Source organism: Streptomyces sp. bgisy159, assembly GCF_965341775.1.
Lineage (GTDB): Bacteria > Actinomycetota > Actinomycetes > Streptomycetales > Streptomycetaceae > Streptomyces.
This window is the reverse complement of sequence record NZ_CBDQZH010000013.1, coordinates 38,741-62,975: the sequence shown is the minus strand read 5'-3', so window position 1 is coordinate 62,975 and position 24,235 is coordinate 38,741. Positions and strand designations below refer to the sequence as shown.

The 24,235-nt window shown below is 74.1% G+C and carries 18 protein-coding genes and 1 pseudogene; 11 read left to right on the top strand and 8 right to left on the bottom strand.

Going from position 1 to position 24,235, the window contains the following annotated elements:
* Window positions 1-44: 44 nt before the first annotated feature.
* The 3 genes from ACSLTV_RS15375 to ACSLTV_RS15365 all read right to left on the bottom strand — a co-directional run bounded on the left by ACSLTV_RS15375 (window position 45) and on the right by ACSLTV_RS15365 (window position 3,838).
* On the bottom strand, window positions 45-2,525 hold the full coding sequence (locus ACSLTV_RS15375) for a SpoIIE family protein phosphatase (RefSeq protein WP_435612317.1): 2,481 nt from the start codon (window positions 2,523-2,525) through the stop codon (window positions 45-47).
* 116 nt (window positions 2,526-2,641) lie between these two features.
* A complete protein-coding gene (locus ACSLTV_RS15370) occupies window positions 2,642-3,331 on the bottom strand; it encodes a lipoprotein (RefSeq protein WP_432157642.1) in 690 nt (229 codons plus the stop codon).
* 105 nt (window positions 3,332-3,436) lie between these two features.
* The gene (locus ACSLTV_RS15365) at window positions 3,437-3,838 is read right to left on the bottom strand and encodes a cupin domain-containing protein (RefSeq protein WP_432157643.1); all 402 of its coding nucleotides are present in this window, start codon (window positions 3,836-3,838) and stop codon (window positions 3,437-3,439) included.
* Between the two features lie 305 nt (window positions 3,839-4,143).
* Between ACSLTV_RS15365 and ACSLTV_RS15360 the strand changes: the two genes are divergently transcribed.
* Entirely contained in the window at window positions 4,144-5,088 is a 945-nt protein-coding gene (locus tag ACSLTV_RS15360) for a hypothetical protein (RefSeq protein WP_435612316.1), read from the top strand.
* Between the two features lie 348 nt (window positions 5,089-5,436).
* Here ACSLTV_RS15360 and ACSLTV_RS15355 read toward each other — a convergent pair whose 3' ends face one another.
* Window positions 5,437-5,940 carry a hypothetical protein gene (locus ACSLTV_RS15355; RefSeq protein WP_432136487.1) on the bottom strand — a complete coding sequence of 168 codons (504 nt, stop codon included), beginning with the start codon at window positions 5,938-5,940 and terminating at the stop codon, window positions 5,437-5,439.
* A 273-nt stretch (window positions 5,941-6,213) separates the two neighbouring features.
* Here ACSLTV_RS15355 and ACSLTV_RS15350 point away from each other — a divergent pair, with 273 nt between their 5' ends.
* From ACSLTV_RS15350 to ACSLTV_RS15330, 5 genes are all read left to right on the top strand, one after another.
* On the top strand, window positions 6,214-8,040 hold the full coding sequence (locus ACSLTV_RS15350) for a DUF1996 domain-containing protein (RefSeq protein WP_435612315.1): 1,827 nt from the start codon (window positions 6,214-6,216) through the stop codon (window positions 8,038-8,040).
* Window positions 8,041-8,124: 84 nt separating this feature from the next.
* Complete coding sequence (locus ACSLTV_RS15345; protein WP_432136489.1) at window positions 8,125-9,837, top strand: tetratricopeptide repeat protein; 1,713 nt, start codon at window positions 8,125-8,127, stop codon at window positions 9,835-9,837.
* 166 nt (window positions 9,838-10,003) lie between these two features.
* Complete coding sequence (locus ACSLTV_RS15340; protein WP_432157648.1) at window positions 10,004-11,446, top strand: diacylglycerol/lipid kinase family protein; 1,443 nt, start codon at window positions 10,004-10,006, stop codon at window positions 11,444-11,446.
* A 94-nt stretch (window positions 11,447-11,540) separates the two neighbouring features.
* Window positions 11,541-12,170, top strand: a complete 630-nt coding sequence (locus ACSLTV_RS15335) for a phosphatase PAP2 family protein (RefSeq protein ID WP_432136491.1) — start codon at window positions 11,541-11,543, stop codon at window positions 12,168-12,170.
* A 195-nt stretch (window positions 12,171-12,365) separates the two neighbouring features.
* Window positions 12,366-12,536, top strand: a complete 171-nt coding sequence (locus ACSLTV_RS15330; RefSeq protein WP_432136492.1) for a hypothetical protein — start codon at window positions 12,366-12,368, stop codon at window positions 12,534-12,536.
* A gap of 11 nt (window positions 12,537-12,547) precedes the next feature.
* Here ACSLTV_RS15330 and ACSLTV_RS15325 read toward each other — a convergent pair whose 3' ends face one another.
* A complete protein-coding gene (locus tag ACSLTV_RS15325; protein WP_435612314.1) occupies window positions 12,548-14,068 on the bottom strand; it encodes an NlpC/P60 family protein in 1,521 nt (506 codons plus the stop codon).
* 324 nt (window positions 14,069-14,392) lie between these two features.
* On the opposite strand from ACSLTV_RS15325, the pseudogene ACSLTV_RS15320 reads away from it, so the two are divergent.
* The 5 genes and pseudogenes from ACSLTV_RS15320 to ACSLTV_RS15300 form a co-directional block, all read left to right on the top strand.
* Window positions 14,393-14,893, top strand: a pseudogene (locus ACSLTV_RS15320) (hypothetical protein); the annotation flags it as partial.
* Window positions 14,870-16,324: a hypothetical protein gene (locus ACSLTV_RS15315; RefSeq protein ID WP_432157672.1), complete on the top strand. Its 1,455-nt coding sequence runs from the start codon at window positions 14,870-14,872 to the stop codon at window positions 16,322-16,324. The pseudogene ACSLTV_RS15320 and the gene ACSLTV_RS15315, both read left to right, overlap by 24 nt.
* The gene (locus ACSLTV_RS15310; protein ID WP_435612313.1) at window positions 16,321-17,832 is read left to right on the top strand and encodes a VWA domain-containing protein; all 1,512 of its coding nucleotides are present in this window, start codon (window positions 16,321-16,323) and stop codon (window positions 17,830-17,832) included. The genes ACSLTV_RS15315 and ACSLTV_RS15310 overlap by 4 nt, the downstream gene beginning before the upstream one ends.
* 29 nt (window positions 17,833-17,861) lie before the next feature.
* Window positions 17,862-18,974: an ATP-binding protein gene (locus tag ACSLTV_RS15305; RefSeq protein ID WP_435612312.1), complete on the top strand. Its 1,113-nt coding sequence runs from the start codon at window positions 17,862-17,864 to the stop codon at window positions 18,972-18,974.
* A gap of 178 nt (window positions 18,975-19,152) precedes the next feature.
* Window positions 19,153-21,963 (top strand): hypothetical protein, encoded by a 2,811-nt coding sequence (locus ACSLTV_RS15300; RefSeq protein ID WP_435612311.1) that lies wholly within the window; start codon window positions 19,153-19,155, stop codon window positions 21,961-21,963.
* Window positions 21,964-22,264: 301 nt separating this feature from the next.
* Here ACSLTV_RS15300 and ACSLTV_RS15295 read toward each other — a convergent pair whose 3' ends face one another.
* From ACSLTV_RS15295 to ACSLTV_RS15285, 3 genes are all read right to left on the bottom strand, one after another.
* Window positions 22,265-22,900: a GNAT family N-acetyltransferase gene (locus ACSLTV_RS15295; protein ID WP_435612310.1), complete on the bottom strand. Its 636-nt coding sequence runs from the start codon at window positions 22,898-22,900 to the stop codon at window positions 22,265-22,267.
* 134 nt (window positions 22,901-23,034) lie between these two features.
* Window positions 23,035-23,592, bottom strand: a complete 558-nt coding sequence (locus ACSLTV_RS15290; RefSeq protein WP_432136498.1) for a hypothetical protein — start codon at window positions 23,590-23,592, stop codon at window positions 23,035-23,037.
* Window positions 23,589-24,131 (bottom strand): hypothetical protein, encoded by a 543-nt coding sequence (locus ACSLTV_RS15285; RefSeq protein ID WP_432136499.1) that lies wholly within the window; start codon window positions 24,129-24,131, stop codon window positions 23,589-23,591. Before ACSLTV_RS15285 ends, ACSLTV_RS15290 begins: the two co-directional genes overlap by 4 nt.
* Window positions 24,132-24,235: the final 104 nt, after the last annotated feature.

Here is a 24,235-nt window from a genome sequence, read left to right as displayed (position 1 = left end):
GCCCGGCCCGGAGAGGCGAGGGGCGCCACGGAACCCGCCGGCGATCACCGCGCACCCCCGCCCGCGCCGGAGCCGTCCCGGGTGGCCAGGAGCAGCGCTATGTCGTCGGGCCGGTCGACGGCCTGCCGGGCCGTCGCGGTGAGCCGGTCGGCGACCTCCGCCAGCGGCCGCGCGTCCAGGTCGCCGACCTTCGCGAGCGCCCGCCGCAGCGCGGTGATCCCGTCGTCGATGTCGGCGCCGGGCCGCTCCACCAGCCCGTCCGTGTACAGCGCCAGGATCGCGCCGGGCGCCAGCCGCAGTTCCGCCACCGGATAGTGGGCGCGCGGGTCCACGCCCAGCACCATCCCGCCGGGCAGCTCCACCACCCGGGTCCGGCCGTCGGGGTCGCGCACCAGCGGCGGCGGGTGCCCGGCGCGCACCACCCGGGCCAGCCCGGTGGCCGGGTCCAGCCGTACGTAGCAGCAGCTCGCGAACTGCCCCGGGTCCAGGTCGATCAGCAGCAGGTTGGTGCCGCCCATGACCTCCTCCGGAGGCCGGTCGCCCAGCGCGAACGCCCGTACGGCGCTGCGCAGCTGCCCCATCGTGGCCGCCGCCTGCACCCCGTGTCCCTGGACGTCCCCGATGACCAGCGCCAGCCCGTCCCCGGCCTCCACCACGTCGTACCAGTCGCCGCCCACGTCCATGCCCTCGGTGCCCGGCAGGTACCGCCCGGCGGTCTCCACGCCCGGGTGGCTGGACAGCCGCCGCGGCAGCAGCGCCCGCTGCAGTCCGCGCGCGAGAGCCGCCTCCGTCTCGTAACGGTGCGCCTTCTCCATGGCGTGCGCGATCAGCCCGGCGAGCGCGGTGAGGACCGTGCGCTCCTCGGAGCTGAAACTGCGCTCGCGGTCGAAGCCGAGGATGCAGGAGCCGACGGGACGGCCGGAGGCGATCAGCGGCAGGAAGGCGCGCGCGCCCACCGTGGCGTCCAGCGCGATGCCCGGGTAGGCGTCCTCGAGCTGCCGCATCGAGTCGAAGAACAGCGGGCGGCCGGTGGTCAGCGTCTCCACGCCCGGCAGCCGCGCGTCCAGCCCGACCCCCTCGAACGGGGCGAGGAAGCCCTCCGGGAACCCTGCCTCCCAGGCGAGGTACAGGTGCCGCTCCTGCAGCAGGTAGATCGCCAGCCGGCGACCGCCGAAGGCGGGCAGCACCTCCTGCATCACCACCGCCGACACCTGGCGCGCGGTCACCGCCTCCGTCAGCGCGATCGCCAGCCCGATGGGCCGCTGCACCGGCGCGGTCGCGTCGGACACCACCGCCGTCCCCTCCGGCGCCGACTCCTGCGCCATGCGGTTCGCCGGGACGGCCGTGCAGGTGAGGATGTCCGGCCCCGGGTGCACGGACACGCTCAGCCAGTCACCCTCGTAGGGCCCCGGCGCGGACCGCCGGACATGGAAGTGCACCGGCTCCGGTGCCAGCAGGGCGGCCCGCAGATGGTCCTCCCCGGCCGTCTCCCGCCACCACGGCACGGCCTCCCACAGCGGGCGCCCGAGCAGCCGGGAGCGGGGTACGCCCAGCAGCTCGGCGGCGCGCGGGTTGGCGTAGACGATGACGCCGAGCCGGTCGAGACAGAACACCCCCTGCGGCAGCAGGTCGGCCGCCGCGTCCCCGAGGGCGGTCGGCGCCGCGTCCAGCAGGATCCCGGTGACCAGCGGCGACGCGGGCGGGGTGGCCGCGGGGGCGGGCGGCGCACACAGGTCCAGCAGCCGCACCGCCCCGTCGGCCGTGCGCACCCGCACCGGCTGCGGCGGTGGGCGGCCGCCGGCGGCCGCCCGCAGGAGGACGCCGACCGGCGGGGTGTCCGTGGCGGACATCGCGCGGGTCAGCGCGTCCGACGGCGCCGGGAAGGTGCCCGCGGGCAGACCCAGCAGCGTGTGGGCCGAAGAGTCGGCGGACACGCTGTCCGTCGCCGGGTCCCACACGAAGTGGCCGACGCGCGCCTGCTCCGGTCCGGCGGCCGGCGGACGCACGCACAGCGGCTCGTCGTCCCAGACCACGGGCGGACCGCCGGCCTCCAGCCGGGCCAGCGCCGCCCCCAGGTCCCCGGCCAGCCCGGTCAGCCGGTCCCGTTCGGTCACCAGGTCGGCGGCGTCGTCGGTGGCCGGCCGTAGCACGATCAGCACGCCGTACGCCCGCCCGTCAGCCACGACCGGCACCACCAGGGTGCCGAACTGGAACGGCAGCCCGGCCGCGAACTGCGGGTACCGGCGCATCGTCTCGGTCGCATCGGCCAGCACCACCGGCAGGCCCGAGCGGTGTGCGTCGGTCACCGGGAACGGCCGGTCCACGTGCACCTGCCACCAGTGCCGGAAGAGCGGCCCCGGAAGGCCGGTGAGCACCGCCAGCCGCAACACCGCGGGCGCGGGGGAGCGTAGGTAGACACCCGCGCCCAGGCCGCCGGCCGCGCGCAGCGCGTCCGTGGCGGTCCCGGTCAGCAGCGCGGCCAGCCGCCCGGGCGGCCGCTGTTCCACCTCGGCGCTCCCAGTCATCCGCCCCACCTCGTCCGTACGCCGCCGGGTGGGCGACACAGCAAGAATGCGCCACCCGGCACCCGCTGTGCATCCGCGGGAGCGCCGACCTGCGTGTGCCGGGCGCCGCGGGGCCGCTACCGCCGGGCGGTCACCCGCAGGGTCTGCTTGGCCAGCTCGTACGCCGGGAGCATGTCGCGGTGTTCCTCGTCGTCCAGGCCGCCGAGCTGCAGGACGACCGGACCGTCGGGCGCGACGACGGCGAGGGCGCGCTCGGTCCTGGTCTCGTCCAGGACTTCCACCGTGTGCCGGTACTGCACTTCCGTGCCGGACAGGGGGCCCGACCGGAAGGAGCGGTACTCGGCCTCCTCGACACCGTCCTCCGCGCGCAGGAACGCCTCCAGGACCTGCCGTGCGTCCGCGTCCCCCGGCTCGCCGGTGTACACGCGCAGGAAGCCGATGTGGCCCGCCGGCTTGGCGTCGAGTTCGCAGGCCAGGGTCACGTAGCCCTGCCGGGCGAGTGCGGCCACCTCCTCGGCCACTTCCTCGTCGAGCGGGGGGTCGGCGTCCGCCCCGAGGGAGACGGCGTCCGGATGCCACCGCTCGGCCAGCGCGAAGGTGACCGGAAGTTCGCACGCCGAACCGGCGCCGCCGACGCTGCCGACGGCCCGGGCGGCCTTCTCACCCGACGCCGACGCCGACGCCGACGGTGTCCCGGACGCCCGCGCCTCGCCCTCACCCCCGCCTTGCCCACAGCCCGTCAGCAGTCCCGCCGCGCATGCCGCCGCGGCCAGACCCCGGACCGCGTTCCCCGCCCCGCACCACACCGCACGTCTCCTCTCGACTTGAGCGGCGAACTCTAGCCGAGCGCCCGGTACCACCTGCACACACCCCGGGCGCCCCGGGGCCCCGCGTCCTGTCCCCGCCCAGGGTCACGTCAGGCCGTCCGGGGGCGGGGCGCCGGTGGAGAGGGGGCTGCCCTGGGGCACGAAGAAGACGGCGTGCAGGGTGAGGATCTCGTCACCGCGGTTCTCGGCCTTGTGCACGCCCCGGGGGCCCACGGGCTCCACGATGCATCCCCCGGCCGGCGTCACGCACTCCGAGCCGTCGGCCAGGGTCCGGGTGAGGGTGCCCGACGTGACCACGGCGATGACGCGCCCCTCGTGGTAGTGCCAGGGCAGGGTGTCGCCCGGGGGGATGTCGTAGCGGGCGACCACCGCACGGGTGCCCTGCGGGACGGAGAGGGCGAGGCGCTCGCAGAGCAGGCCGTCGGCCAGCACGGAGGGGGCGGGACCGGCCGTCGACGTGGCGGTCGCACAGGTCGGGCCCGTCATACGGCGGCCCCCGGTCCTAACGCGGCCGCGGCGGTCATCCTGTCGTTCCTGTCGGCTATGTGATCCACGCCGGTGAGGTTATCCCACCCACCGCTACGCGCAGTGAACTCTGTGTCACGCGCACCCGCCCCACCCGGGGAGGCGGGCCGCACCCTGCCGCCCGCGACGTCGGTCACAGGACCCGGGCACGGGGCAACCCTCCCGATGGCTTTCACGTCTGCCGGAGTGCCTGTGGTCGATACCGCCCGCGCAGGGCCGACAATCGATCGTCACGACCAGTCAGCGGTGAGCGAGTAGGGGGCCCTGTGCGTCCAGAGAAGCGGTGGCCGTCCGGGAGCGCCCGGGCATGGGCCGTGTTCTCCCGGATGGCCCGTGCGGCCGGGCGTACGGTGCTCGGCGAGTGGCGGGGCATCTTCGTCGAGCCGGTCCGGGAACTCTTCCGGCGTGGCCCGTCCGCCCTGCTGCTCGCGGCCGTCGCCTGCGCGGGCGTGATCTTCTTCCACGCCATCGCCCAGCATCCCACCGGCGCCACCGTGGTCCGCGTCACCGGCGGGGTCCGCGGCGACCTGCCCCTGTGGCTGGCGCTGCTGCGCACCCCCGTGTCCTTGTACGTTCCCGCGCTGGACCTCCCCGTCTGGGCCGGACTCACCCAGCTCTTCCTCGCCTTCGCGCTGGCCGAGACCGCCATCGGCCGCCGTCGCACCCTCTTCGTCGCCTACGCCACCACGCTCGCCGGCACGTTCACCGCACGCCTGATGATGGCGGTGGGACCGGGCTGGTGGGGCTTCGGGCTGCCCCCTGAGGCCGGGCAGGTGCTGGACACGGGCCCGTCGGCGGCCGTCGTCGGGCTGTTCACGTACATCTCGGTCATCCGGCGGGCCCCGGTCGTGTTCGTCCTCACCGGCGGCTCGATGATCGTCGAGGCCGTGGCCAAGCCGAATCTCGCCGGCCGGGAACACCTGGTCGCCGTCGGCGCGGCGATCGTCCTCGGCCTGCTGCACGGCCGGGAGCAGGCCCTGCGGGCGCGGGCGGGCGACTGGCTGCGGCGGCTGGGGCTCACCGGCGGCCCGGCCCCCGAGCCGCCGGACGAACCGGTGCGCGCGCCGGCGGTCGTGCCGGTCCGGAAGGCCGCGACGACCTCTCCGCGGGTGCCCGCCGCCGACCCCCTGGACCGGGTCACGCTCTCGGCGAGCGCCGCCTTCGACTGGGCCAACGCGGCACAACGGGCGCGGGACACGCTGACCCGGTGAGCGGGCGCAAGCCCCCGGCCGAGGCGCCTCCGTCACCCGCTCTACGACGCACGCAAGCTCCTGAGGCACCGTGACGGGTGCATCCCGGGTAGCCGCAGGCACAAGGGCACAGCCGCCCTCGTCCCCGACCGTTTCCGACCGTCCCCGCGGTGCTTCGCGCGCGTGCACGGCTGCTCCGCGTCCGCCACGCGCGCGTGCCGATGCCCGAGCCGCCGGGCCGGGCCGCCACCGCGACCGCCGTCCGCGCGCGGCCGTTGGACCCGAGTCCGCCTCGGCCTCCGCGGCGGAGCCGCGCCGTGCACGCACGCGCGGCCGGTGCCACCGGGCGGTGCGGCCGTTCGGCGGAGATCAGCCGTCCACGCGCGCGTGCCGCCGCGCCGTGTGTTCGGCGCCGCTCGGCCACACCACCTCCACGTCCACACCATGGCTGCGGGCGTAGGCCACCAGATGGGCCGTGGCGTCCCGGCCGTTGGAGGGGGAACCGTCCCACACCGCCAGCAGCCCGGTGCACGAGCGCACCAGGCGCTCGTCCGCGGTCACGCACGCCCCCCGGTCGGCGGGGTCGTACTCCAGCAGCCGTACGTGGCGCGACAGCAGCAGCAACTCCCCGGCGGCCTTGCGCTCCGACTCGGCGAGCCGCGCGGGCACACCGTCCCGGGACGGCAGTACGGTCACCAGTCCAAGCCCGGCCTCGCGGGCCGCCCGCCCGAACGCCACGGGCAGCCCCCGCCCCACCCGCACCAGACCCGCCCGCCCCGACTTGGCGAATGCGGCCAGCCGCGCCCTCAGTTCGTCCTCCAACAGAGCCAAGGTCCCCGCGCTGAGATCGGGATGCCCCACGACAGCGATCACCCGGTTCGCTCCTTTCCGCCCGAAGGCCCGGCTTCTCCTGACCTGGCGTCAGCCATGATCACGGCCCCGCCGTACGCGGTCCAGAGGCCGGTCGGCGAGGCCCGGGTCCCTTGGACCCTTGACAGTCGGCCCGGCGCCGAAACCCCGGCGCGGGAGCGGCGTTCCTGGGAGGTCGCTGTGAATCGGCCGAGCGGTTGAACGCGGCGGCGCTCTGCTCCGTATGGGGTCGGGGGACCACATGCCCGACCCGCCCACAACGCGGAGGAGCACGACTTGAGACAGAACAGGCGCAGACGCCCGACCGGTGGACGACGCGCGACCTTCGCCGCCGTCGCCCTGATCCTCGGCGGCGGAACACTGATGGGGGTGAACGTCTACGCATCCGCCGGTGAGGAGCAACCCGGCGGGGAGGGCGGCGGCGACCAGGTCTCCAACGGGCCCGTCGCGGCGGACTACGCCGACATCACCACCGCCCCGGCGGCCCCGCCCGCGGTCGCCCCGGGCGAGAACGCCTCCAGGGGCAGTTTCACCACGAGCTGCGGCGTCAACGAGGAAGGGCTGTTCAACTCCGACAACATCATCGTGGCCCCCGGCGTCGCCAACGGCGCCCACCACGTCCACGACTACGTCGGCAACCAGGCCAACAACGCCTTCTCCTCCGACGAGGACCTGGCCCGGGCCGACACCAGCTGTGTCGACCAGGGCGACAGGTCCTCGTACTACTGGCCAGTCCTGCGGCTGCGCAACGGCACCCGCGAGCAGGACGCCGACGCTCCCGGCGGCGGTACGGAGGGCAACGTCGGCGAGATCGTCACGCCCAAGGACGTCACCCTCACGTTCGTCGGCAACCCGCGCGGCGAGGTCACCGCCATGCCCCGGCTGCTGCGCATCATCACCGGCGACGCCAAGGCGTTCCTGGGCGGCCCCGCCAACGCCAACGCGTCCTGGAGCTGCACCGGGTACGAGGACCGCCAACTGCGCGACAAGTATCCGCTGTGTCCGCCCGGCAGCGACGTGGTGCGCAGCTTCCGCTTCCAGAGCTGCTGGGACGGCCGGAACATCGACAGCGCCAACCACCGCACGCATGTCGCCTTCACGGCCGCCGACGGCAGCTGCCCGGACGGCTTCCGGGCCATCCCGCAACTGGTGCAGCGCATCGTCTACGACGTCGACGCGCCGAGCCTCGACGACGGCGGCCGGACGACTCCGCTGTTCGCGGTGGACTCCTTCCCGGACCAGAGGCACAAACCGATCACCGACCACGGCGACTTCGTCAACGTCTTCGACGAGCGGCTGATGGCGGAGGCCGTGGCCTGCATCAACGAGGGGCGGCACTGCGGAGCCGGCTCCGGGGCGCAGGACGGCTCCGAGACCGAGCCGGGTGGTGAACCGGGCGCCGAAGCCGGCTCGGGCGAGGACGCCGAGGCGGGCTCCGGCGCGGGGACCGGCCAGGACGGCGCAGCCGGTGCTGACGACGGGGCAGGTGCGGGCCAGGGCGACGGCGCGGAGCAGGGCGACGGCGCCGGACAGGGGGAGGAGCCGGCAGGCACCCCGTCCCCGTCGGACGCCGCCACCGGCGCCCCCGCCGCCACGGACACCCCCGACGCCACGGACGCCCCCCAGCCCAAGGACGTGACCGAGCCCAAGGACGCCCCCCGGACCGCGGGCGCCGGTCACGGCACCGCGGCCGCCGGCGGCGGCGAGGCCCCGGACGCCGCCGAGCGGCCGCGCGCCGAGAAGCCGCAGGTCGACGGCGCGCCCGCTGCACCGTCCGCGCCCAGGACCTCGGCCCCGCCGGAGGCGTCCTCCCCGGCCGCGCCACCGGTCCGTTCCCGGGCCGCCGCGTCGTCGCAGCCGGCCGACCCGGAGGCGGACACCGGCACCGAGGCGAACGCGTCCACCCCGTCGGCGCCGCCCGCCACCACGCCGGCCGATTCCGCCGCGGACGCCGGCGGCGCCCCCGCCGATTCCGGCACTCAGGCCGTGCAGGGCGGCCTCGCCGCGACGGGCGCGCGGTTGTGGCCCGCGGCCGCCGGGGGAGTCCTGATCGCCGTGGGGGCGGTGATGCTGTTGCGCCGCACCGGGCGCCGCGACGCCTGACACCGGGGGCACCCGGGGCTCGTTCGGGTGCTCCCGCCTGCGGGAGCACCTCCGGGCCGTGCGCCGCGCGGTATACGGAAGGACATGGAACACACGGAGTACTACGACCTCGGTGGTCACGGCAGGATCGTCACGACCTCGTCGCCCGAGGCCCAGCTCTGGTTCGACCGTGGCCTGGTGTGGTCGTACGCCTTCCACCACGAGGAGGCCGTCGCCTGCTTCGAGGCGGCGGCCCGCGCGGACCCCGACTGCGCGATGGCCGACTGGGGCATCGCGTACGCGCTCGGCCCCAACTACAACAAGCCCTGGGAGTTCTTCGACGGCGACGACCTGACGCGCACCGTGGAGCGCACCCACGCGGCCGTCGAACGCGCCCACGAGAAGGCCGCCACCGCCACCGCGGTGGAGAAGGCCCTGATCGGAGCCTTGCGCGCCCGCTATCCCAGGGCGACGGCCCCGGGCGGCGCCGAGGACTGCTCGGTGTGGAACGAGGGGTACGCCGACGCGATGGGTGCCGTCCACCGCCTCGCCCCCGACGACCTCGACGTGGCGGCCCTGTACGCCGACGCGCTCATGAACCTCACGCCCTGGCAGCTGTGGGACCTGCGGACCGGGCGGCCCGCCGAGGGAGCGCGCACCCTGGAGGCCAAGGAGGTGCTGGAGCGCGCGCTCAGCGACGAGGCGGGGCTCGAACACCCGGGCGTCCTGCACTTCTACATCCATCTGATGGAGATGTCCCCGGCCCCCGAGGCCGCCCTGGCCGTCGCCGACCGGCTGCGCGGCCTCGTCCCCGACGCCGGCCACCTGCAGCACATGCCCTCCCACCTGGAGGTCCTGTGCGGCGACTACCGCCGCGTGATGTCGGACAACACGGCCGCCGTCGCCGCCGACGAGAAGGTCCGCGCGCGCTCCGGGGCGATGAACTTCTACACGCTGTACCGGTCGCACAACTACCACTTCAAGATCTACGGTGCGATGTTCCTCGGCCGCTGCGGCACCGCCCTGGAGACCGCCCGGCAACTGGAGGAGTCCATCCCCGAGGAGTTGCTGCGCGTGGCGAGTCCGCCCATGGCGGACTGGCTGGAGGGCTTCCTCGCCATGCGGGTCCATGTGCTGATCCGGTTCGGGCGCTGGGCGGACATCCTGCGCCTGCCGCTGCCCGCCGACCCCGGGCTGTACTGCGTGTCGACCGCGATGCTGCACTACGCGCGCGGGGTCGCCCTCTCCGCGACCGGCCGGGTCCGCGAGGCGGAGGCCGAACGGGAGCTGTTCCGCGCGGCGGTCGAACGGGTCCCCGAGTCGCGCACCCTCTTCAACAACACGTGCCGGGACATCCTCGCCGTCGCGTCCGCGATGCTCGACGGCGAGCTGGAGTACCGCAAGGGCCACCACGACCTCGCCTTCGCCGCACTCGAACGGTCCATCGAGCTCGACGACCACCTGCCCTACGACGAACCCTGGGGGTGGATGCAGCCCACCCGCCACGCGTACGGCGCGCTCCTGCTCGAACAGGGGCGGCTCGCCGAGGCGGAGGCCGTCTACCGCGCCGACCTCGGACTCGACGACACCCTGCCCCGCCCCTCGCAGCACCCCGGCAACGTGTGGTCCCTGCACGGGCTGCACGAGTGCCTGGTCCGGCAGGGCAAGGAGGGCGAGGCGGAGATCGTGGCCCAGCAGCTCAAGCTCGCGCGGGCCCTGGCGGACGTGCCGATCGAGGCCTCCTGCTTCTGCCGGATGCCCGCGAGCGCGGGTCCGGACGGCCCGGCGGACGAATCGTGCTGCGAGACCGGGCACTGAACGGCGTTGCGACGCGTTGTCCGGTCGGGGTGGCTGAGACGGCCAGGGACGGGGAAGACGCGACGAGGAGCCGGTACGGTCCGAAGCGACCCGGCCGGCGCACGGGCCTGAGCGGGCCGCCGCCACCACACCGGCGGCCGGACGGAAACGGGGGAGCGGGGCGGCGATGAAGAGGACACCGGCGAGCGGTACCCGGTCCGGACGGCGTGGCGAGGCCGCCCGGGACGTCGATGTGCGCCCGGCGCGCCGTCGTGCCCGGCTGGCCCTCCTGCTGCTCGCCGGCACGGCTGCGCTGGTCGCCTCCGGCACCGGTTCGGCCGGCGGCTGGCTGGTGCTGCTCGGCGGTCTCGCCGGGCTCGCCCTGGCCGGCGCCGGACTGTGGTGGGCGCTGGCGCACCGCGGCCCGGCCCGCCTGCTGGGTGTCGTCATCGCCGTCGCCGGACCGGTCGGAGTGATCATCCTTTACACCGCCGCGGGCCTGTGGGCGATCGCGGTGGGCGCGCTCGCCCTGTGGGTCGGGGCCCTGGCCAGCGCCCGGTCGGCGCTGCGCCGCCTGCGCCGGCCGCGCGGGATGCGTGGCCGGCGGACACCACCGCCACGACGGCCGGTCCTGATCATGAACCCGCGGTCCGGCGGGGGCAAGGTGGAACGCCACGACCTCGTCGCCCGGGCCGAGGCACTGGGCGCCCGGGTGGTCCTCCTCGCCCCGGACGGCGGCAGCGACCCCGAGGCCGAGGCCGCGCGGGCCGTCGCCGAGGGTGCCGACCTGCTCGGCGTGGCGGGCGGCGACGGCACCCAGGCGCTGGTGGCCGGCGTCGCCGCCGCGCACGACGTGCCGTTCATGGTGCTGGCCGCCGGCACCCGCAACCACTTCGCCATGGACCTCGGCCTGGACCGCACCGACCCGGCGCACGGCCTCGACGCCCTCACCGACGGTGTGGAACTCCGCGTCGACCTCGGCGACGTCGACGGACGGCCCTTCGTCAACACCGTCTCCTTCGGTGCGTACGCGGAGATCGTCCAGCACCCCGAATACCGTGACGCCAAGGCCGTCACCACCCTGGACCATCTGCCCGACCTGCTGCTCGGCGAAGCCGGCGCCACCCTCGACGTCCACGCCGACGGCACCAGGCTGCACGCGCCGCAGGCGGTCCTCGTCAGCAACAACCCGTACGGGCGCGCGGACCCGCTGGGCGGGGGCCGCAGACCCCGACTGGACTCGGGGCTGCTCGGTGTCATCGGCATCCGGGTGGAGAGCGCCGCGCAGGCCGCCGAACTCGCCCTGCGGGGCGAACGGGCCGGCGCCATCCGGGCACTCCCCGCTCTCCGCGTGGAGGTCACCGCCGACGAGGCTCCGCTGCCTGTCGCCATCGACGGCGAGGCCCTCACCCTGCCCACACCGGTGGTGTGCACCGTGCGTCCGCGAGCGCTGCGCGTCCGGGTCCCGCGCCACCGGCCGGGGGCGACCTACGCCCCGCCCGGCGTCGACTGGCGCCGCATCGTCGATCTCGCCCTCGGCCGCCCTCTGAACCGGCATCCGCAGGACGGGAGGGGATACTCGACCATGGATGCTCCGGCGGCCGGACGCCGGGAGGCGGAAGGCGCGTGAGCGTTTTCTCCGCGGGGGGTACCGGAGTGACCGCCCGAACGGCCGGGATACAAGGAAGCGGCCAGAGCAACAAGGAGCAACAAGGAGGAGGGCGATGCCCGACCAGCGGACCAGTACCGTCACCAGCCCGCTGTCGCGTTTCCGCCTGGTGCACGACCTGGCGGCCCTCGACCAGGCGGTGTACGAGGCCGTGACCGTGACCCGGACCCCGACGCTGGACACGGCGCTGCGCCGGCTGTCCAGAGCGGCGGACCACTCCAAGCTGTCCTTCGCGGCCGCAGCGCTGCTCGCCCTCAAGCCGGGACGGCCCCGCCGGGCCGCCGTGCTCGGGGTTGCCGCCATCGGCCTCGCCTCGGCCGGCGCCAACCTCGCCGGCAAGCGCCTGGTGCGCCGTTCGCGGCCGCACCGCGCCGAGGACTCACCGTTCCCGGGCCGCCACGTCCCGATGCCCGCCTCGGCGTCCTTCCCGTCGGGGCACACCGCCTCCGCGGCCGCCTTCGCCGCCGCCGTCGGTCCGATGGTCCCGGTGGCCACACTGCCGCTGGGACTGCTCGCCGCCGCGGTCGGGTACTCCCGCGTGCACACCGGGGTGCACTATCCGGGCGACGTGATCGCGGGCGCCGTCCTCGGCACGGGCGCGGCCGCGACGGTCCTCGCGATCGCGGGGGTGGCCGGCATAACGCCACCGAGCAGCCGGTTCCGATTCGGCCGCGCCGCCGACTGACGCCCAACTCTCCCTGAGTGGAGGGGAGATGACGGGCGGTGGGCGGTGGGATGAGGTCCGCTGAGCCTGCGCGGGCCGATGGTCTCCTGACTTTCACCTACCGGCAGTAACATGATCCACTTATTTTCGGTGGGTCATGCATCGACTGCTGTGGCCGCCGCCCTTCCCGTCACCCCCCCCAGCCGGAGGACCGTCATGCTCTCGCCCGAGGAGTCGCTGCGCCAGGCCCGCGCCGCCTACGACGAGCACCTGCGCACCTGCCGCCAGTGCGCCGTCGACACGGTGCCGTGCGCGGCCGCCAAGCACCTGTTGCGTCTGTACAACAACGCCAGAAGAGGAGCGCGCACCAACTCGGCGATGCGCTGACGGCCCGGCGATCACGCGGGACGTATCGCGCCGCGAATCGTCTCCTGCCCCGCGTGGTAGATCGACTCCTCCCGGACGGACGCGCCCGGGCCCGGCGCGTGGATCATCGTGCCGTTGCCCGCGTACAGGCCCGTGTGGTGCGGCCCGTCGAAGAAGAACACCAGGTCACCGGGGCGTAGTTCGGTCAGTTCGACCGGGGTGCCGAACTGGGCCTGCTCGGCGGTGGAGCGTGGCAGCGGCACCCCGGCGGCCGTCCAGGCGGCCTGGGTGAGGCCGGAGCAGTCGTAGGAGCCGGGACCCTTCGCACCCCACACACAGGGCTTGCCGATCTGCGCGCGCGCGAAGGTGACGGCCTTCTCCGCCTTCAGGGCATAACGGGAGCCGGGGTCCTCGGGCATCGACGGCGGTGCCGACGTGCCGTCCTGGGGCGTCGCGGCGAACGCCGCCGTGCCGCCCTGCGCCGTCGGCGCGAGCGGTGCCCCGCCGCCCGGGGACGCGGCCGGGGCTGGGGCCGGAGGGACACCGTCGGTCAGCGGCGCGGCGCTCCACGGCGCAGACGCGGTCGACGCCACGGGGGCCGGTGAAGCAAACCCGTCCGGAACGGGAACGGCCGGGGAAGTGGGTCCGGGAACCGGGTCGGGCATCGGCCACGCCGATGTGCCATGGCCGCCGTAGAGCGGCAACTCGCCGGTGTCCCAGCCGGGTTCGCCAAGCACAGGCGTCGGGAAGGAGAGCTCCGTGGCCGTCGGCGCCGGTTCCGGGAAGGTGAGGGCGGCGGGGGTCGCCGGCGCGGACGCGGCGGGTGTCGCGCCTGCCGGCGGCTGCGTGGCGGCGCTCGCCAGCAAGTCGCGGGCGGCCATCAGCTTGCCGCCCATCCGATCCTTGGTGCTCCGTAGCGAATCCTGACGGCGGGCGGGCGCCGCGCCCGACGGCGCGGATTCGGCCTCCGGCGCGGAGACCGGCTCCGGCCGGGGCACGGCCCCCGCCGCGCGCCCCCGGTCGTACACGGCCGTGAGCGCCAGGTCCGAGGGCACCCCCGGTGCCTCCGCAGTCAAGGGCACCCCTGACGCCTCCGCAGCCGAGGACGTGCCCGGTGCCTCTGCAGCCGGGGGAAGTGCCGCAGGCGTCCTGGACGTCAGCTCCGCCGGACGTCGGCCGCCCCCCACCGCTGTGCGGTCCGAGCCCGCGCCGTCCGACCGGTCCGCGGACTGCGGCGGACGAGGGGCCGACGCCGGGCGCTCGGGCATCCGGTCACGCGGCAGCACGGCCGGGGCCGTCGGTCCGAGCCGGTCTCGGGCCGCGTCGAACCACTGCCGGGCCATCGTGCCGAGCGCGGCCTCGGCCGCGCCTCGCCCGCCGCCGCCCCGGCGCGTCACCGACGACATCGCGCGCGTAGCGTTGAAGGTCCCGGAATCGCTCTCGGCTCGGTCGTAGAGCGCGTTGACCCTCCGCTGGACCTCCGCCTGACTCGGCCGGTCGACCTCGTCGAGGCGTGCGCTGCCGACGCTGGCCTGGATTCGATCCGTCGCCATGAACGACGCACTCCTTCGCTCGGGGGCAGCCGCGACGGCCCGGCGGATCCCACCGGAGCCGGTCATGCGGCCAGGGCGTCAACGTAGCCAACTTGTGACGTCGGTGTGAAGATCGAAACCTCACATGTCCGACTCGTGTGCGTGACCTTCGTCTCTTGTCACGCCAAGTACTGGACCGCTCACGGACGTTGAGTGCCGTAAGCGCCGCCTCCCGGAGTCCTCCGCCCGCGCCGGGGAGGGCGTTGTCAGTGGTCGCCGATAAGTTCGAACCAGTCCCGCCGCTCTGGCGGTGACGTCCCCTCGGGCTGCAAAGGAGCTGGTGCGTTGTCGGATTGGGAGAGGGAATGGGAGCAGTCGAGCACCGCACGGGTGGTCCGTCCCGCGCGACCTCGCAAGCTCGCCAAGGTTCCCTTCGTCGAACTGGCCGACGGACGTCTGCAGGGCGTGGTCTCCAGCGGCTCGGACATCGAGCGGGTCTACGTCTCCTCGGTCGCCGCCGGGACGTACGCGTTCGCGTGCAGCACCAACAACAACCGGCCCTGCGGCGGCGCGCGCGGCGCCTTCTGCAACCACATCCGTGCCCTGGTGACCGAGGCGGTCCTGCAGTACGGCGCTCCGCGCGTCGCCCGCTACCTGCGCGTCGACACCGCAGCCGAACCGGACGCGGCCGCCCTGACCGCCGCCATGACGGCCACTCGCCCGCCGAAGGCCGACAGCGGGGCCGCCGCCGGTGTCTTCAGCCGGTTCCTGCGCCATCTGTCCTACCTCGAACTCACGCCCACGACCTCTCCGTTGCCGGAGATGCACTGGTTCCCGCCGACCAGGACGGGGGACGCCGAACCGGCCGGCCGCGTCCTCGCGCGCTGCGAGGGGACCGATGCGCTGGCCGAGCCCGCCGCCGGGGTCGACGAGGCGCTGGACGCCGTCGACGCCCTCGACCGCGCGCTCGTCGCCGGCCTGCTGCGCCCGCAGCCGGAGCAGGCCGCCGACCTGACCGCACTCGCCCACGCCGTCGCCGGTTCCCCGCTGGCCACGCGAGTCGCCGAGGCGGCCGAGAAGGCCGCGGCCGGCAGCGCGGGCGAGGACCACTACATCGCCCTCGCCGCCGCCCGCGGCGCCCTCCTGGGCGCCGTCCACGACGCGCTGACGGGCCGTCTGGACGAGGCACTCGGGCGCACCCGGTGCGCCGACACACCCGCGCACCCCGGCCCGTCACAGCCCGTCAACGTGCTCGCCGCGGCCCGCACCTGGCTGTGCGACCTGGCCCGCAGCGGCTGGCGCGGCATCGACCACGACCTGGTCGCGGGAGCCGCGCCCATCGTCTCCGCCATGCTGCCCGACCCCGCGCTGCGCCGCCCGGCCGCCCTCCTGGACGGGTTCGCCGCCGAACTGGCAGCCTCCTGCCCGGGCTCCGGTCTCGACCGAATCCCCGTGCGCCGCTGGGGCGACCTGTGGGCGCGCGCCCTGCTCCTCACCCTGCCCGGCGCCGCCGAGCCGGCTCCGTCCATGCCCGTCACCGGCCGACTGCTGCCCCTCGGGGTCGACCTGCAGGAGCACGCCACCGCAGTACAGGCCCAGGTGCACGCGGTGTTCGAACCCGAGGACGGCGGCGCACCCCGGCTGGTCCGGGCCGGCGTCGCCGCGCCCAAGCCGGACACCGTCGTCGGCGCCGGTGTGTGGCAGTTGCTGCGCCCGCACATGAGCCTGCTGGCCGCCGCCGGCGAGGGCCACGCCATGGACCTCACCGACATGCCCCTCACCGCCGACGGGGACCTGGTCTGGGACGACGCACACGCCCGGACGGGGGCGCCCGCCGATCCCCTCGCCACCGCCCGGGTCGCCCTGTCCACCGCAGGCGACCGGCTCACCGCCCCTCTGGACCGTCACCCGGCGGGCATCGCCGCGCCCATCTTCCTGGAGGGCTACACCGTCCGACGGGACGAGGAGACGGTGACGTTCGTCCTGCCCGCGCACAGCCTGCCCGTCGACCTCGACCGGATGCCGGTCGCGAGCCCGCTCACCCCCGAAGCGGTCGCGGCGTCGAGCGCCTGCATAGGGCTGCTGCGCTGGGACGCAGGGACGTTCAGCATCCAGCCGCTGGCCGTCGAGACCACCGTCCGCAGGAAGACCGTCGCCGTGCACGCGGGCGCCTGGGCCGGGGGCACCACCGACAAGGCGGGCGCCAAGGCGGAGAAGGCCGCCTCCGACGCCGTGACCGTGCTGCGCGAGCGCGCCGGAAGGCTGCTGCGGAAATGACCGACACCACGCCCCTGACGAACGCCCACGACAGCCGCCGCCAGGTTCTGTACTGGCGCCTGCTGGCCCGACTGTTCGACCCGGAGGAGCAGGCCACGCTCGAATCCGCCGCGCTGGCCGTCGTCGAGGACATCGGCCTGCCGCCGGGGCTGCTCGACCCGCAGACCTCCGTCGACTCCATCGTGCAGCGCCACCCCGAGCTCGCCGCGGAGTTCGACGGCCTGCTGACGTCCGACGAACGACAGCCCGCCGACGACGAGCGACAGCCGGCCGACGACGAGCGACAGTCGGCCGACGCCGCTCCCCCCGCCCTTGCGGCCGAGGCCGGCGGGGGCGGTGACGACACCGCCGACCGCGAGGGCGGGGACGGCGCGCGCGAGGGTGACGACACCGCCTCCGCCCGCGACCGGGCCGCCGAGGTCCGCCGTGCCGCCCTCGTGTCGAAGGTCCTCCTCAACGTCTTCGCCACCGGCTCGGGCACGGTCACCGCCGGGCAACTGGCCCGCTGGCAGTCCGACGCCGACTGGCTGGAGCGCGCCCTCGGCTGCCGGCCCGGTGAACTGCGCGGCGGACGCGGAGCCGGCGCCGGCGGTCACGCACCGGGCTCCCTGATCCCCGCGCTGGGACCCGAACTCGGCTCCCTGGAAGCCGACCTGGTCAAACGCATGCACCTGCGCGAGGTCCTCGCCGACCCCGAGCTGGCGGCGCGGCTGACGCCGAGCATGTCGCTGATCGAACAACTCCTGCGGGACAAGAGCAACCTGTCCGGCGTCGCCCTCGCCAACGCCAAGTCGCTCATCCGCCGCTACGTGGACGACGTCGCCGACGTCCTGCGCACCCAGGTGGAGAAGGCCTCCGTCGGCACCATCGACCGCTCGGTCCCGCCCAAGCGGGTCTTCCGCAACCTCGACCTCGACCGCACCATCTGGAAGAACCTCACCAACTACAGTCCCGAGGAAGAGCGCCTCTACGTCGACCGGCTCTACTACCGCCAGACCGCCCGAAGGACGACGCCGCAGCGGTTGATCGTCGTCGTGGACCAGTCCGGCTCCATGGTCGACTCGATGGTCAACTGCACCATCCTGGCGTCCATCTTCGCCGGGCTCCCGAAGGTCGACGTCCACCTGATCGCCTACGACACCCGCGTCATCGACCTGACCCCCTGGGTCGACGACCCCTTCGAGGCCCTGCTGCGCACCAACCTCGGCGGCGGCAACGACGGACCGGTGGCCATGGCCATGGCCCGCCCGAAGATCGCCGAACCGCGCAACACGGTCATGGTGTGGATCTCGGACTTCTACGAGTTCCACCGCTCGCAGCCGCTGTTCGAGGGCATCGAGGCCGTCCACCGTTCGGGCGTGAAGTTCATCCCCGTCGGCTCGGTGACCAGCTCCGGACGCCAGGAGGTCAACCCCTGGTTCCGGGAGCGGTTCAAGGCCCTCGGTACGCCGGTGATCTCCGGCCACATCAACAAGCTCGTCCACGAGCTCAAGACCTTCCTCACCTGACGACAACCAGCCCGGAAAGGCCCGATCACATGTCCGACCTGCTGCGCGCCCCCGCCGAGATCAAGTACGCGGAGGAGCTGGACTGGCTCGAGTCGATCGACGACAACCCCAAGCCGTTCTCCTGGCGGCTGTCCCCCAAGATGGTCCGCCTGTTCATCCTCGGTTCCGAGCGCGCCGACGGCCTCGACCGGGAGATCTCCCAGAAGTGGTTCGGCGACCGCAGTTTCGTCGAGCGCTCCATCGTCACCCTCGCCTCCGACCGCGGCCTGCTCCTCATCGGCGACCCCGGCACCGGCAAGAGCTGGCTCGCCGAACTGCTCTCCGCCGCGATCTGCCGCAACTCCACCCTCGTGGTGCAGGGCACCGCCGGCACCACCGAGGACCACATCAAGTACTCCTGGAACGTGTCCATGGTCATCGCCAAGGGCCAGTCCCGGGAGTCGATGATCCCCTCACCGATCATGACCGCCATGGAAGGCGGCGGCATCGGCCGGTTCGAGGAACTCACCCGCTCCACCAGCGACGTCCAGGACGCCCTGATCTCGATCCTGTCGGAGAAGTACATCTCCGTGCCCGAACTCGACAGCGACAACATCGTGTTCGCCAAGCCGGGCTTCTCGGTGATCGCCACCGCCAACAGCCGCGACCGGGGCGTCAACGACCTGTCGTCCGCGCTGAAGCGCCGCTTCAACTTCGTCCGCATCCCCGTGGTGACCAACAAGAACAGCGAGGCGGAGATCGTCCGCTTCCGCACCGAGGAACTGCTGCGCCGTCACCGGATCGAACTGGACGTCCCGCCCACCCTGCTGGACGTGCTGCTGCGCAGCTTCGCCGACCTGCGGGCCTCCGCGGCGGCGGCGGGCAGCGACGAGGAGAAGCTGGAGTCCGCGCTGTCCACCGCCGAGCAGATCGGTGTTCTGGAGGACGCCATCCTGCACAGCAACTTCTTCGGCGAGCGCGCTTTGACGGCCCGCACCCTCGCCTCCTCCCTGGTCGGCTCGCTCGCCCGGCGCGACCCGGAGGACCTCGCCATCCTCAACAAGTACCTGCACGGCGTCGTCGAACCGCGCAGCAAGGACGAGGGCGGCTCCTGGCCGGAGTTCCTCGAGGGCGGCCGTGACGCCGTCGCGACGCTGTCGTGAACGACGCTGCAGTGAGAGAGCCGGTCTCGTCCGAGACGGCGCCGTCTGACCCGGTTTCGTCCGAGTCGGCCCTGTCCAAGTCGGCCTCCTGTGACCTGACCCCGCGCGGACCAGCCGTCCGCGAGCCCGCCACCCCCGACCCCGCCCTTCCGGAGAGCCCGTGCTGAACGAGGCCCCCATGCCCCACCCCGACCCCACCACCCCGGCCGACGGCCCCGGCCCCTTCGCCGCCCTGCGTGGCCAACTCCATCAGGCGGCGAACGAGTTCGCCGACGGGCCGGATGCGCTCGAGGGCATCCTGCGCGGCATCGTCGACGACGTCGACCGCGCGGTTGCCGAACCTCTGGAGATCTTCCCGGTCTGCCACCACTCGCCGGCCTCGGCCCTCGCCATGGCCCGCCGGCTGCGCGAGAAGCAGCCCAAGGTCGTCTACCTGGAGCTGTGCGAGGACATGGCCCCGCTCCTGACCGAGCTCCGCAACTGCCGGCTCCCGGTGGCCCTCCAGGCGTTCGCCAGCGAGGTCGAGGGCTTCCCCGCCGACTGGTCCCCGCTCTCGGTCGTCGCCCCCGTCACGGAGGCCTCTGCCGAGTACCAGGCCATCGCCTACGCCCTCGACGCCCCCGGCGTCGAACTGGTCCTCGTCGACCGTTCCTCCGACCACGTCTTCCAGTGGGACACCCGCGAGGAGCGGCCCGCCGACCCCGACACCCCGGCCGCCGAGCAGGAGGCCACCCTGCACGGCGACGCGGTCGGAGTGGAGATCGGCGACCTGCGCCCGCGCTTCGCCGAGTTGGAGGAACACCTCCTGCGCCACGGCCGGGTACGGCACTGGTCCGAGTGGTGGCACCAGTACGTCGAGGTGCCGCTCGGCGACGGCGACCACGACACCTACCGCCAGGTCATGCTGCTGATCGGCAGCCTCTTCCGGCGGCTGGCCCCCGGCGACCCGCACCGGCTGCGCGTCGACGAGGACCGTGAACGCTACATGTGGACCCGCATACGCGAACACCTCACCGCGACCGGTACCGACCCGGCGGACTGCCTCTACGTCTGCGGCGCCTTCCACGCCGCCAGCCGCGTCGCGGAGTTCGGGGTGGGCGGCAGCGACACCTTCACCATCAGCCCGCCGACCGGCACCAAGTGGCGCCACGGGCTCATCCCCTCCAGCCACAGCGCCATCGAGGCGCAGTTCGGTCTGGCCGGCGGCTCGGTCTCCATCGCCGCCACCCAATGGGCGAAGAACGTCCGGCGCAGCGGTGTGCGCCCCTTCCGCCTGATGGGCCAGGCGGACACCAGGAAACCGAGGAAGAAGACCCCACCGCTCCCGGCCACCCCCGGCCCGGCGGGCGAACCGGCCGACCGGCTGTCCGGATTCCTCCAGCGCCCTCCCGTCCTCGACCGGCTCGACGAGGCGGAACTCCTCGGCTGGTCCGTGGACATCGTCCGCGCCGCCCGGCGCAACGGCTACCTCGCCTCCACCGCCGACGCCATCGCCGTGTTCGAGACGTCCATCCTGCTCGCCGGCATGCGCGACCGGGCCAAGCCGACGCCGTACGACTTCCTGGACGCGGCCGTCACCTGCATCGAGAAGGACGCCGTGCCCGGCCGCCGGGACGTGAGGCGACTGGTCGAGATCATGATGGGCGGCGACCGCGTCGGACAGGTCGGTTACGAGGCGCTGCCGCCCCTCGCCCGTGACGTGCACGACCGTCTCGCCCCGCTGGAGCTGCCCCTGCAACAGCGAGGCGTCCGGCGGGCCCTGCTGGACATCGCCTCCCGGCCGGAGCTGGCGGCCTGCTCCGACGTGCTGTGGATGCTGCACCGTCTCCTGCCGCACGGCGCCGCCCGGCCGATCATGGGCGAACGGCGGCTCGGCGAACGCTCCATCCAGGAATCCTGGGACCTCGCCCTGGGAACCCACCAGCGCGCGCTGATCGAGCTCGGCTACGAGGGCGTCACCCTCGAACAGGTTCTGGAACAGCGCCTGCGGCGCACCGCCTACGACCCGCAGGCCACCACGGCCACCGTCCTGGAGGCGGTGGAGGACGCCACCCGCTACCTGCGCAGTCGTCGCCTCGCCGACGAACTGGGCGGCCACGCCCTCGACGTCCTCGCCCGCGAGCGCACCGTCGACGGCGCACCCGAGGTCCTCCACCGGGTACGCCGCCTGCTGGCCCACTACCGCACCGGCGAACCGGCGTTGCCGCCGTGGATCGAGTCCTTCGTCAGAACCGGGTACGCGCACTACTGCACCCTGCTGCCGACCGCGTTCAACGACGAGGACGCCACCGTCCGGCAGGTCGCCGCCATGCTGGGTTTCCTGTTCGGCATGGAGAGCCTGGCCCTGTCCCTGGGCTGCGACCGCACGCAGCTGGAACTGGCCGTCGCCCAGTCGCACCCCGAGGACCCGTCGAAGACCGCGCTGTTGTGGGCGGCCCGCACCCACCTCGGCACGCTGCCCCGGGCCGAGCTGCGCGGCCGGTGCGCCGAACTGCTCGCCAACCCCCTGGTGGTGCCGGCCTACCCGCGCTACCTGAGCGGGTTCCTGCACGCCCTGGAGCCGGTCCCGGCGCTGGCCGACTTCGTCGTCGAAGCCGTGTCGAACGCGTTCGCCCGGCTGCCGGACACGGTGCTGCTGCCCTGGCTGCCCACGCTGATCACCACGCTGCGAGCCGACGGCGGCGACCTCGCGCCGCTGCTCATCCGCGAGGCGGGGCGCGTCTTCCCGGGCAGGCTCCCGGCGCTCGACGCCTGGACCCCGCCCTGGGACCGCCCGGCCCAGCCGGACACGACGCCGCGGGCGACGGCCGCCCCGGGAGGCGTCACCCTTCTCGCGGACCACCCGGGCACCTGCGACGCCCTGGCCGCCCTGCTGGGCTGCGACGACCCCTGGCAGCCCGCCCCGGCCGCCGCCGACGGCGGCACCCCGCTGCTGGCCGCCCACCCGGCGACGGCGCTCGCCCTGGAGGAACTACTCGCCCCTTCCTGACCGGGACCCGGGAAGCCCCGCCGACCGGGAAGCCCGCCTGACGGGGGACTCCGCCCGGCCGGGAGGCCTGCCCGACGGCGAAGTCCGCCTGACGGGGGGCTCCGCCTGGCCGGGAATCCCGCGGACCGGGAACCCCCTCGCCTGAGGAACCCGGCCGACCGGGAAAGCCGCCACAGACCGGGAACGCCCACACCGAGCGGAGAACCCCGCCGCCCCGCCACCCCGCCCCGCCCCCGGAGCGGGGCGGCGGGGGCGGGGCGGGGTGACGGTCGGCTCGTCGCGGGCCGGACCGCCGTGCGGTTCAGCGCGTCGTCGAGCGTCCCAGGTACCACACAGGCCCGGGATCCGGCACGTCCAGCTCCCTGAATCCGACCCGCTCGTAGAACGCCCGCGCTCCCGTGTTGGCCCGGGCCATGCACAGATGGACCGCCGGCACCCCGGCGGCCCGGAGCGCGTCGAGGAAGGCCCACATCAACGCGCGGCCCTGTCCCTGGCCCTGTCGGCTCGGCAGCAGATCGATGTGCAGATGGGCGGGGAAGCCGGTGAGCTCCGGCCGTACCATGCGCTCCGGGTCGTGCAGCAGCCCGGTCATCTCCTCGGTGGGCGTCCGCGCCGGACCATCGGACAGCGGATATTCGGTCAGCGGGTAGCGGTCCGCGACCCGGGGCAGCCACCGGTCCCGGAACCACTTCACGAAACCGTGCGTGTCCGCCGTGCCGAGGATGTAGCCCACCGCCCGTCCGCTGCCGTCGTCCAGCACCCGGGCCAGCTCCGGCTCCCGGTCCACATAGGGATAGGCGAAGATCGTCGGCATGAGTTCCGGGTCGGGATGGAGCGCGGAGGCGTCCCCGCCGTTGTGCGCCGTTCTCACACAGATGTCCCCGACGGCGGCGCGGTCGGACGGCCGGTACGGGCGGACGAAGGGCACTGGGGTCATGACGCACCATGATCCCATGTATGGGAGCGCTCCCACAAGAAGCGGTGCGCTCGAGCCGCCGCCCCCTGTCGCGCGCTGCGGCACGAGGCGGCCCCGGCGGGCGGCTCAGACGGCCTCAGAGGGTCTCAGACGGCTCAGAGGGTCAGTGGCGGTGCGGGCAGGGCGAAGTGGTCGACGATGATGCGCCAGGTCAGCGTGCCGTCCGCGTTGAAGCCGGGATCCGTGGCGTAGGGCGTGTCACGGCCGACGATCCGCGCCTCCAGCAGCTCGCCCACCAGCAGATCGGCCTTGCTGCCGCCGCGCCGGGTCTCCCGTCCCGCGCCCACGTTGAAGTAGCACTCCTGGAAACCGCCCTGACTGTAGGTGAACTGGAAGGGGTGGTCGGGGCAGTGTGGTACGAGGTAGTGCTGACCGTGGGGACAGGCGCAGGCGGGCGTGCCGGCCAGGAACACGGACTCCACGGCCTCGGGGTCGGGCACCCGGTCCTGGTAGCGGAACCCGGTGAGATGTCCCGCCAGCTCCCACGGCGACGGGCGTTCGGGCGCGGATTCCGCGCTATGGGTCACCCACGCCCAGTCCTCCGAGACGCCGGAGTCCAGCGGGGTGAGGCCCACTTCGCCGAGAACGGCGGACAGTGTGGGCAGGTCCATGCCGCGGACGAAGGTGGCGTGCACGTCGGCGGGCAGGCTCATCGGGCCGTCACCTCCGGGGACAGCGGCGGGGCGGGCAGCCTGAAGTGGGTGGCGAGGGTGCGTACCAGCCGGCGCTCGTCGTCATCGGCGTGGTCCGAGCAGTCGTGGCCCTCCGCCTTCCAGTCGCACGCGGAGGCGGGGCCGATGAGCCCCGCCGCCAGCAACTCGGGGGAGAGGTGGTCGGGATTGTCACCCAGCCGCTGCCCGAGGTCCTCGAAACCGAAGTGGAGGACGAGACGCCCGTCCCGGTAGTAGGAGAAGGTGGGGGGGAACGCCTTGGCGGAGCACGGCTCCATCGCGAAGACGACCAGCTCCGTGCCGTCCGCGCACAGCCGCGGGTAGTCGGCGTCCTCGTAGTCCTCCGACTCCCAGTCATGCATGCGGTGCGTGGCCCAGGCCCATCCGTCGGCGGCACCCTCGTCCAGCACCTCGCGCCGCAGGTTGCGTAGGCCCTCGGTGAGCGCGTCGGGGGAGAGCCCCCGAGCGAACACCACGTTCACTTCGTCGCCCGGTCCGCAGGCCGGCATCCAGTCGGTCATGACAGGCACCCTAGGCCGGGCCACCGACAAGCGGACCCGGGGTGGTGCCGTGACGGGGCTGTGACACCGGCTGTGGTCCCCGTCACAGCCGGTGGCCGTCGCAG

What these genes read in the sequence shown, in the direction of transcription:
- ACSLTV_RS15375 (WP_435612317.1), bottom strand. Translation starts at nt 2,525, where the DNA reads ATGACTGGGAGCGCCGAGGTGGAACAGCGGCCGCCCGGGCGGCTGGCC.
- ACSLTV_RS15365 (WP_432157643.1), bottom strand. Translation starts at nt 3,838, where the DNA reads ATGACGGGCCCGACCTGTGCGACCGCCACGTCGACGGCCGGTCCCGCC.
- ACSLTV_RS15345 (WP_432136489.1), top strand. Translation starts at nt 8,125, where the DNA reads ATGGAACACACGGAGTACTACGACCTCGGTGGTCACGGCAGGATCGTC.
- ACSLTV_RS15340 (WP_432157648.1), top strand. Translation starts at nt 10,004, where the DNA reads ATGAAGAGGACACCGGCGAGCGGTACCCGGTCCGGACGGCGTGGCGAG.
- ACSLTV_RS15335 (WP_432136491.1), top strand. Translation starts at nt 11,541, where the DNA reads ATGCCCGACCAGCGGACCAGTACCGTCACCAGCCCGCTGTCGCGTTTC.
- ACSLTV_RS15330 (WP_432136492.1), top strand. Translation starts at nt 12,366, where the DNA reads ATGCTCTCGCCCGAGGAGTCGCTGCGCCAGGCCCGCGCCGCCTACGAC.
- ACSLTV_RS15325 (WP_435612314.1), bottom strand. Translation starts at nt 14,068, where the DNA reads ATGGCGACGGATCGAATCCAGGCCAGCGTCGGCAGCGCACGCCTCGAC.
- ACSLTV_RS15315 (WP_432157672.1), top strand. Translation starts at nt 14,870, where the DNA reads ATGCACTGGTTCCCGCCGACCAGGACGGGGGACGCCGAACCGGCCGGC.
- ACSLTV_RS15310 (WP_435612313.1), top strand. Translation starts at nt 16,321, where the DNA reads ATGACCGACACCACGCCCCTGACGAACGCCCACGACAGCCGCCGCCAG.
- ACSLTV_RS15305 (WP_435612312.1), top strand. Translation starts at nt 17,862, where the DNA reads ATGTCCGACCTGCTGCGCGCCCCCGCCGAGATCAAGTACGCGGAGGAG.
- ACSLTV_RS15300 (WP_435612311.1), top strand. Translation starts at nt 19,153, where the DNA reads ATGCCCCACCCCGACCCCACCACCCCGGCCGACGGCCCCGGCCCCTTC.
- ACSLTV_RS15295 (WP_435612310.1), bottom strand. Translation starts at nt 22,900, where the DNA reads ATGACCCCAGTGCCCTTCGTCCGCCCGTACCGGCCGTCCGACCGCGCC.
- ACSLTV_RS15290 (WP_432136498.1), bottom strand. Translation starts at nt 23,592, where the DNA reads ATGAGCCTGCCCGCCGACGTGCACGCCACCTTCGTCCGCGGCATGGAC.
- ACSLTV_RS15285 (WP_432136499.1), bottom strand. Translation starts at nt 24,131, where the DNA reads ATGACCGACTGGATGCCGGCCTGCGGACCGGGCGACGAAGTGAACGTG.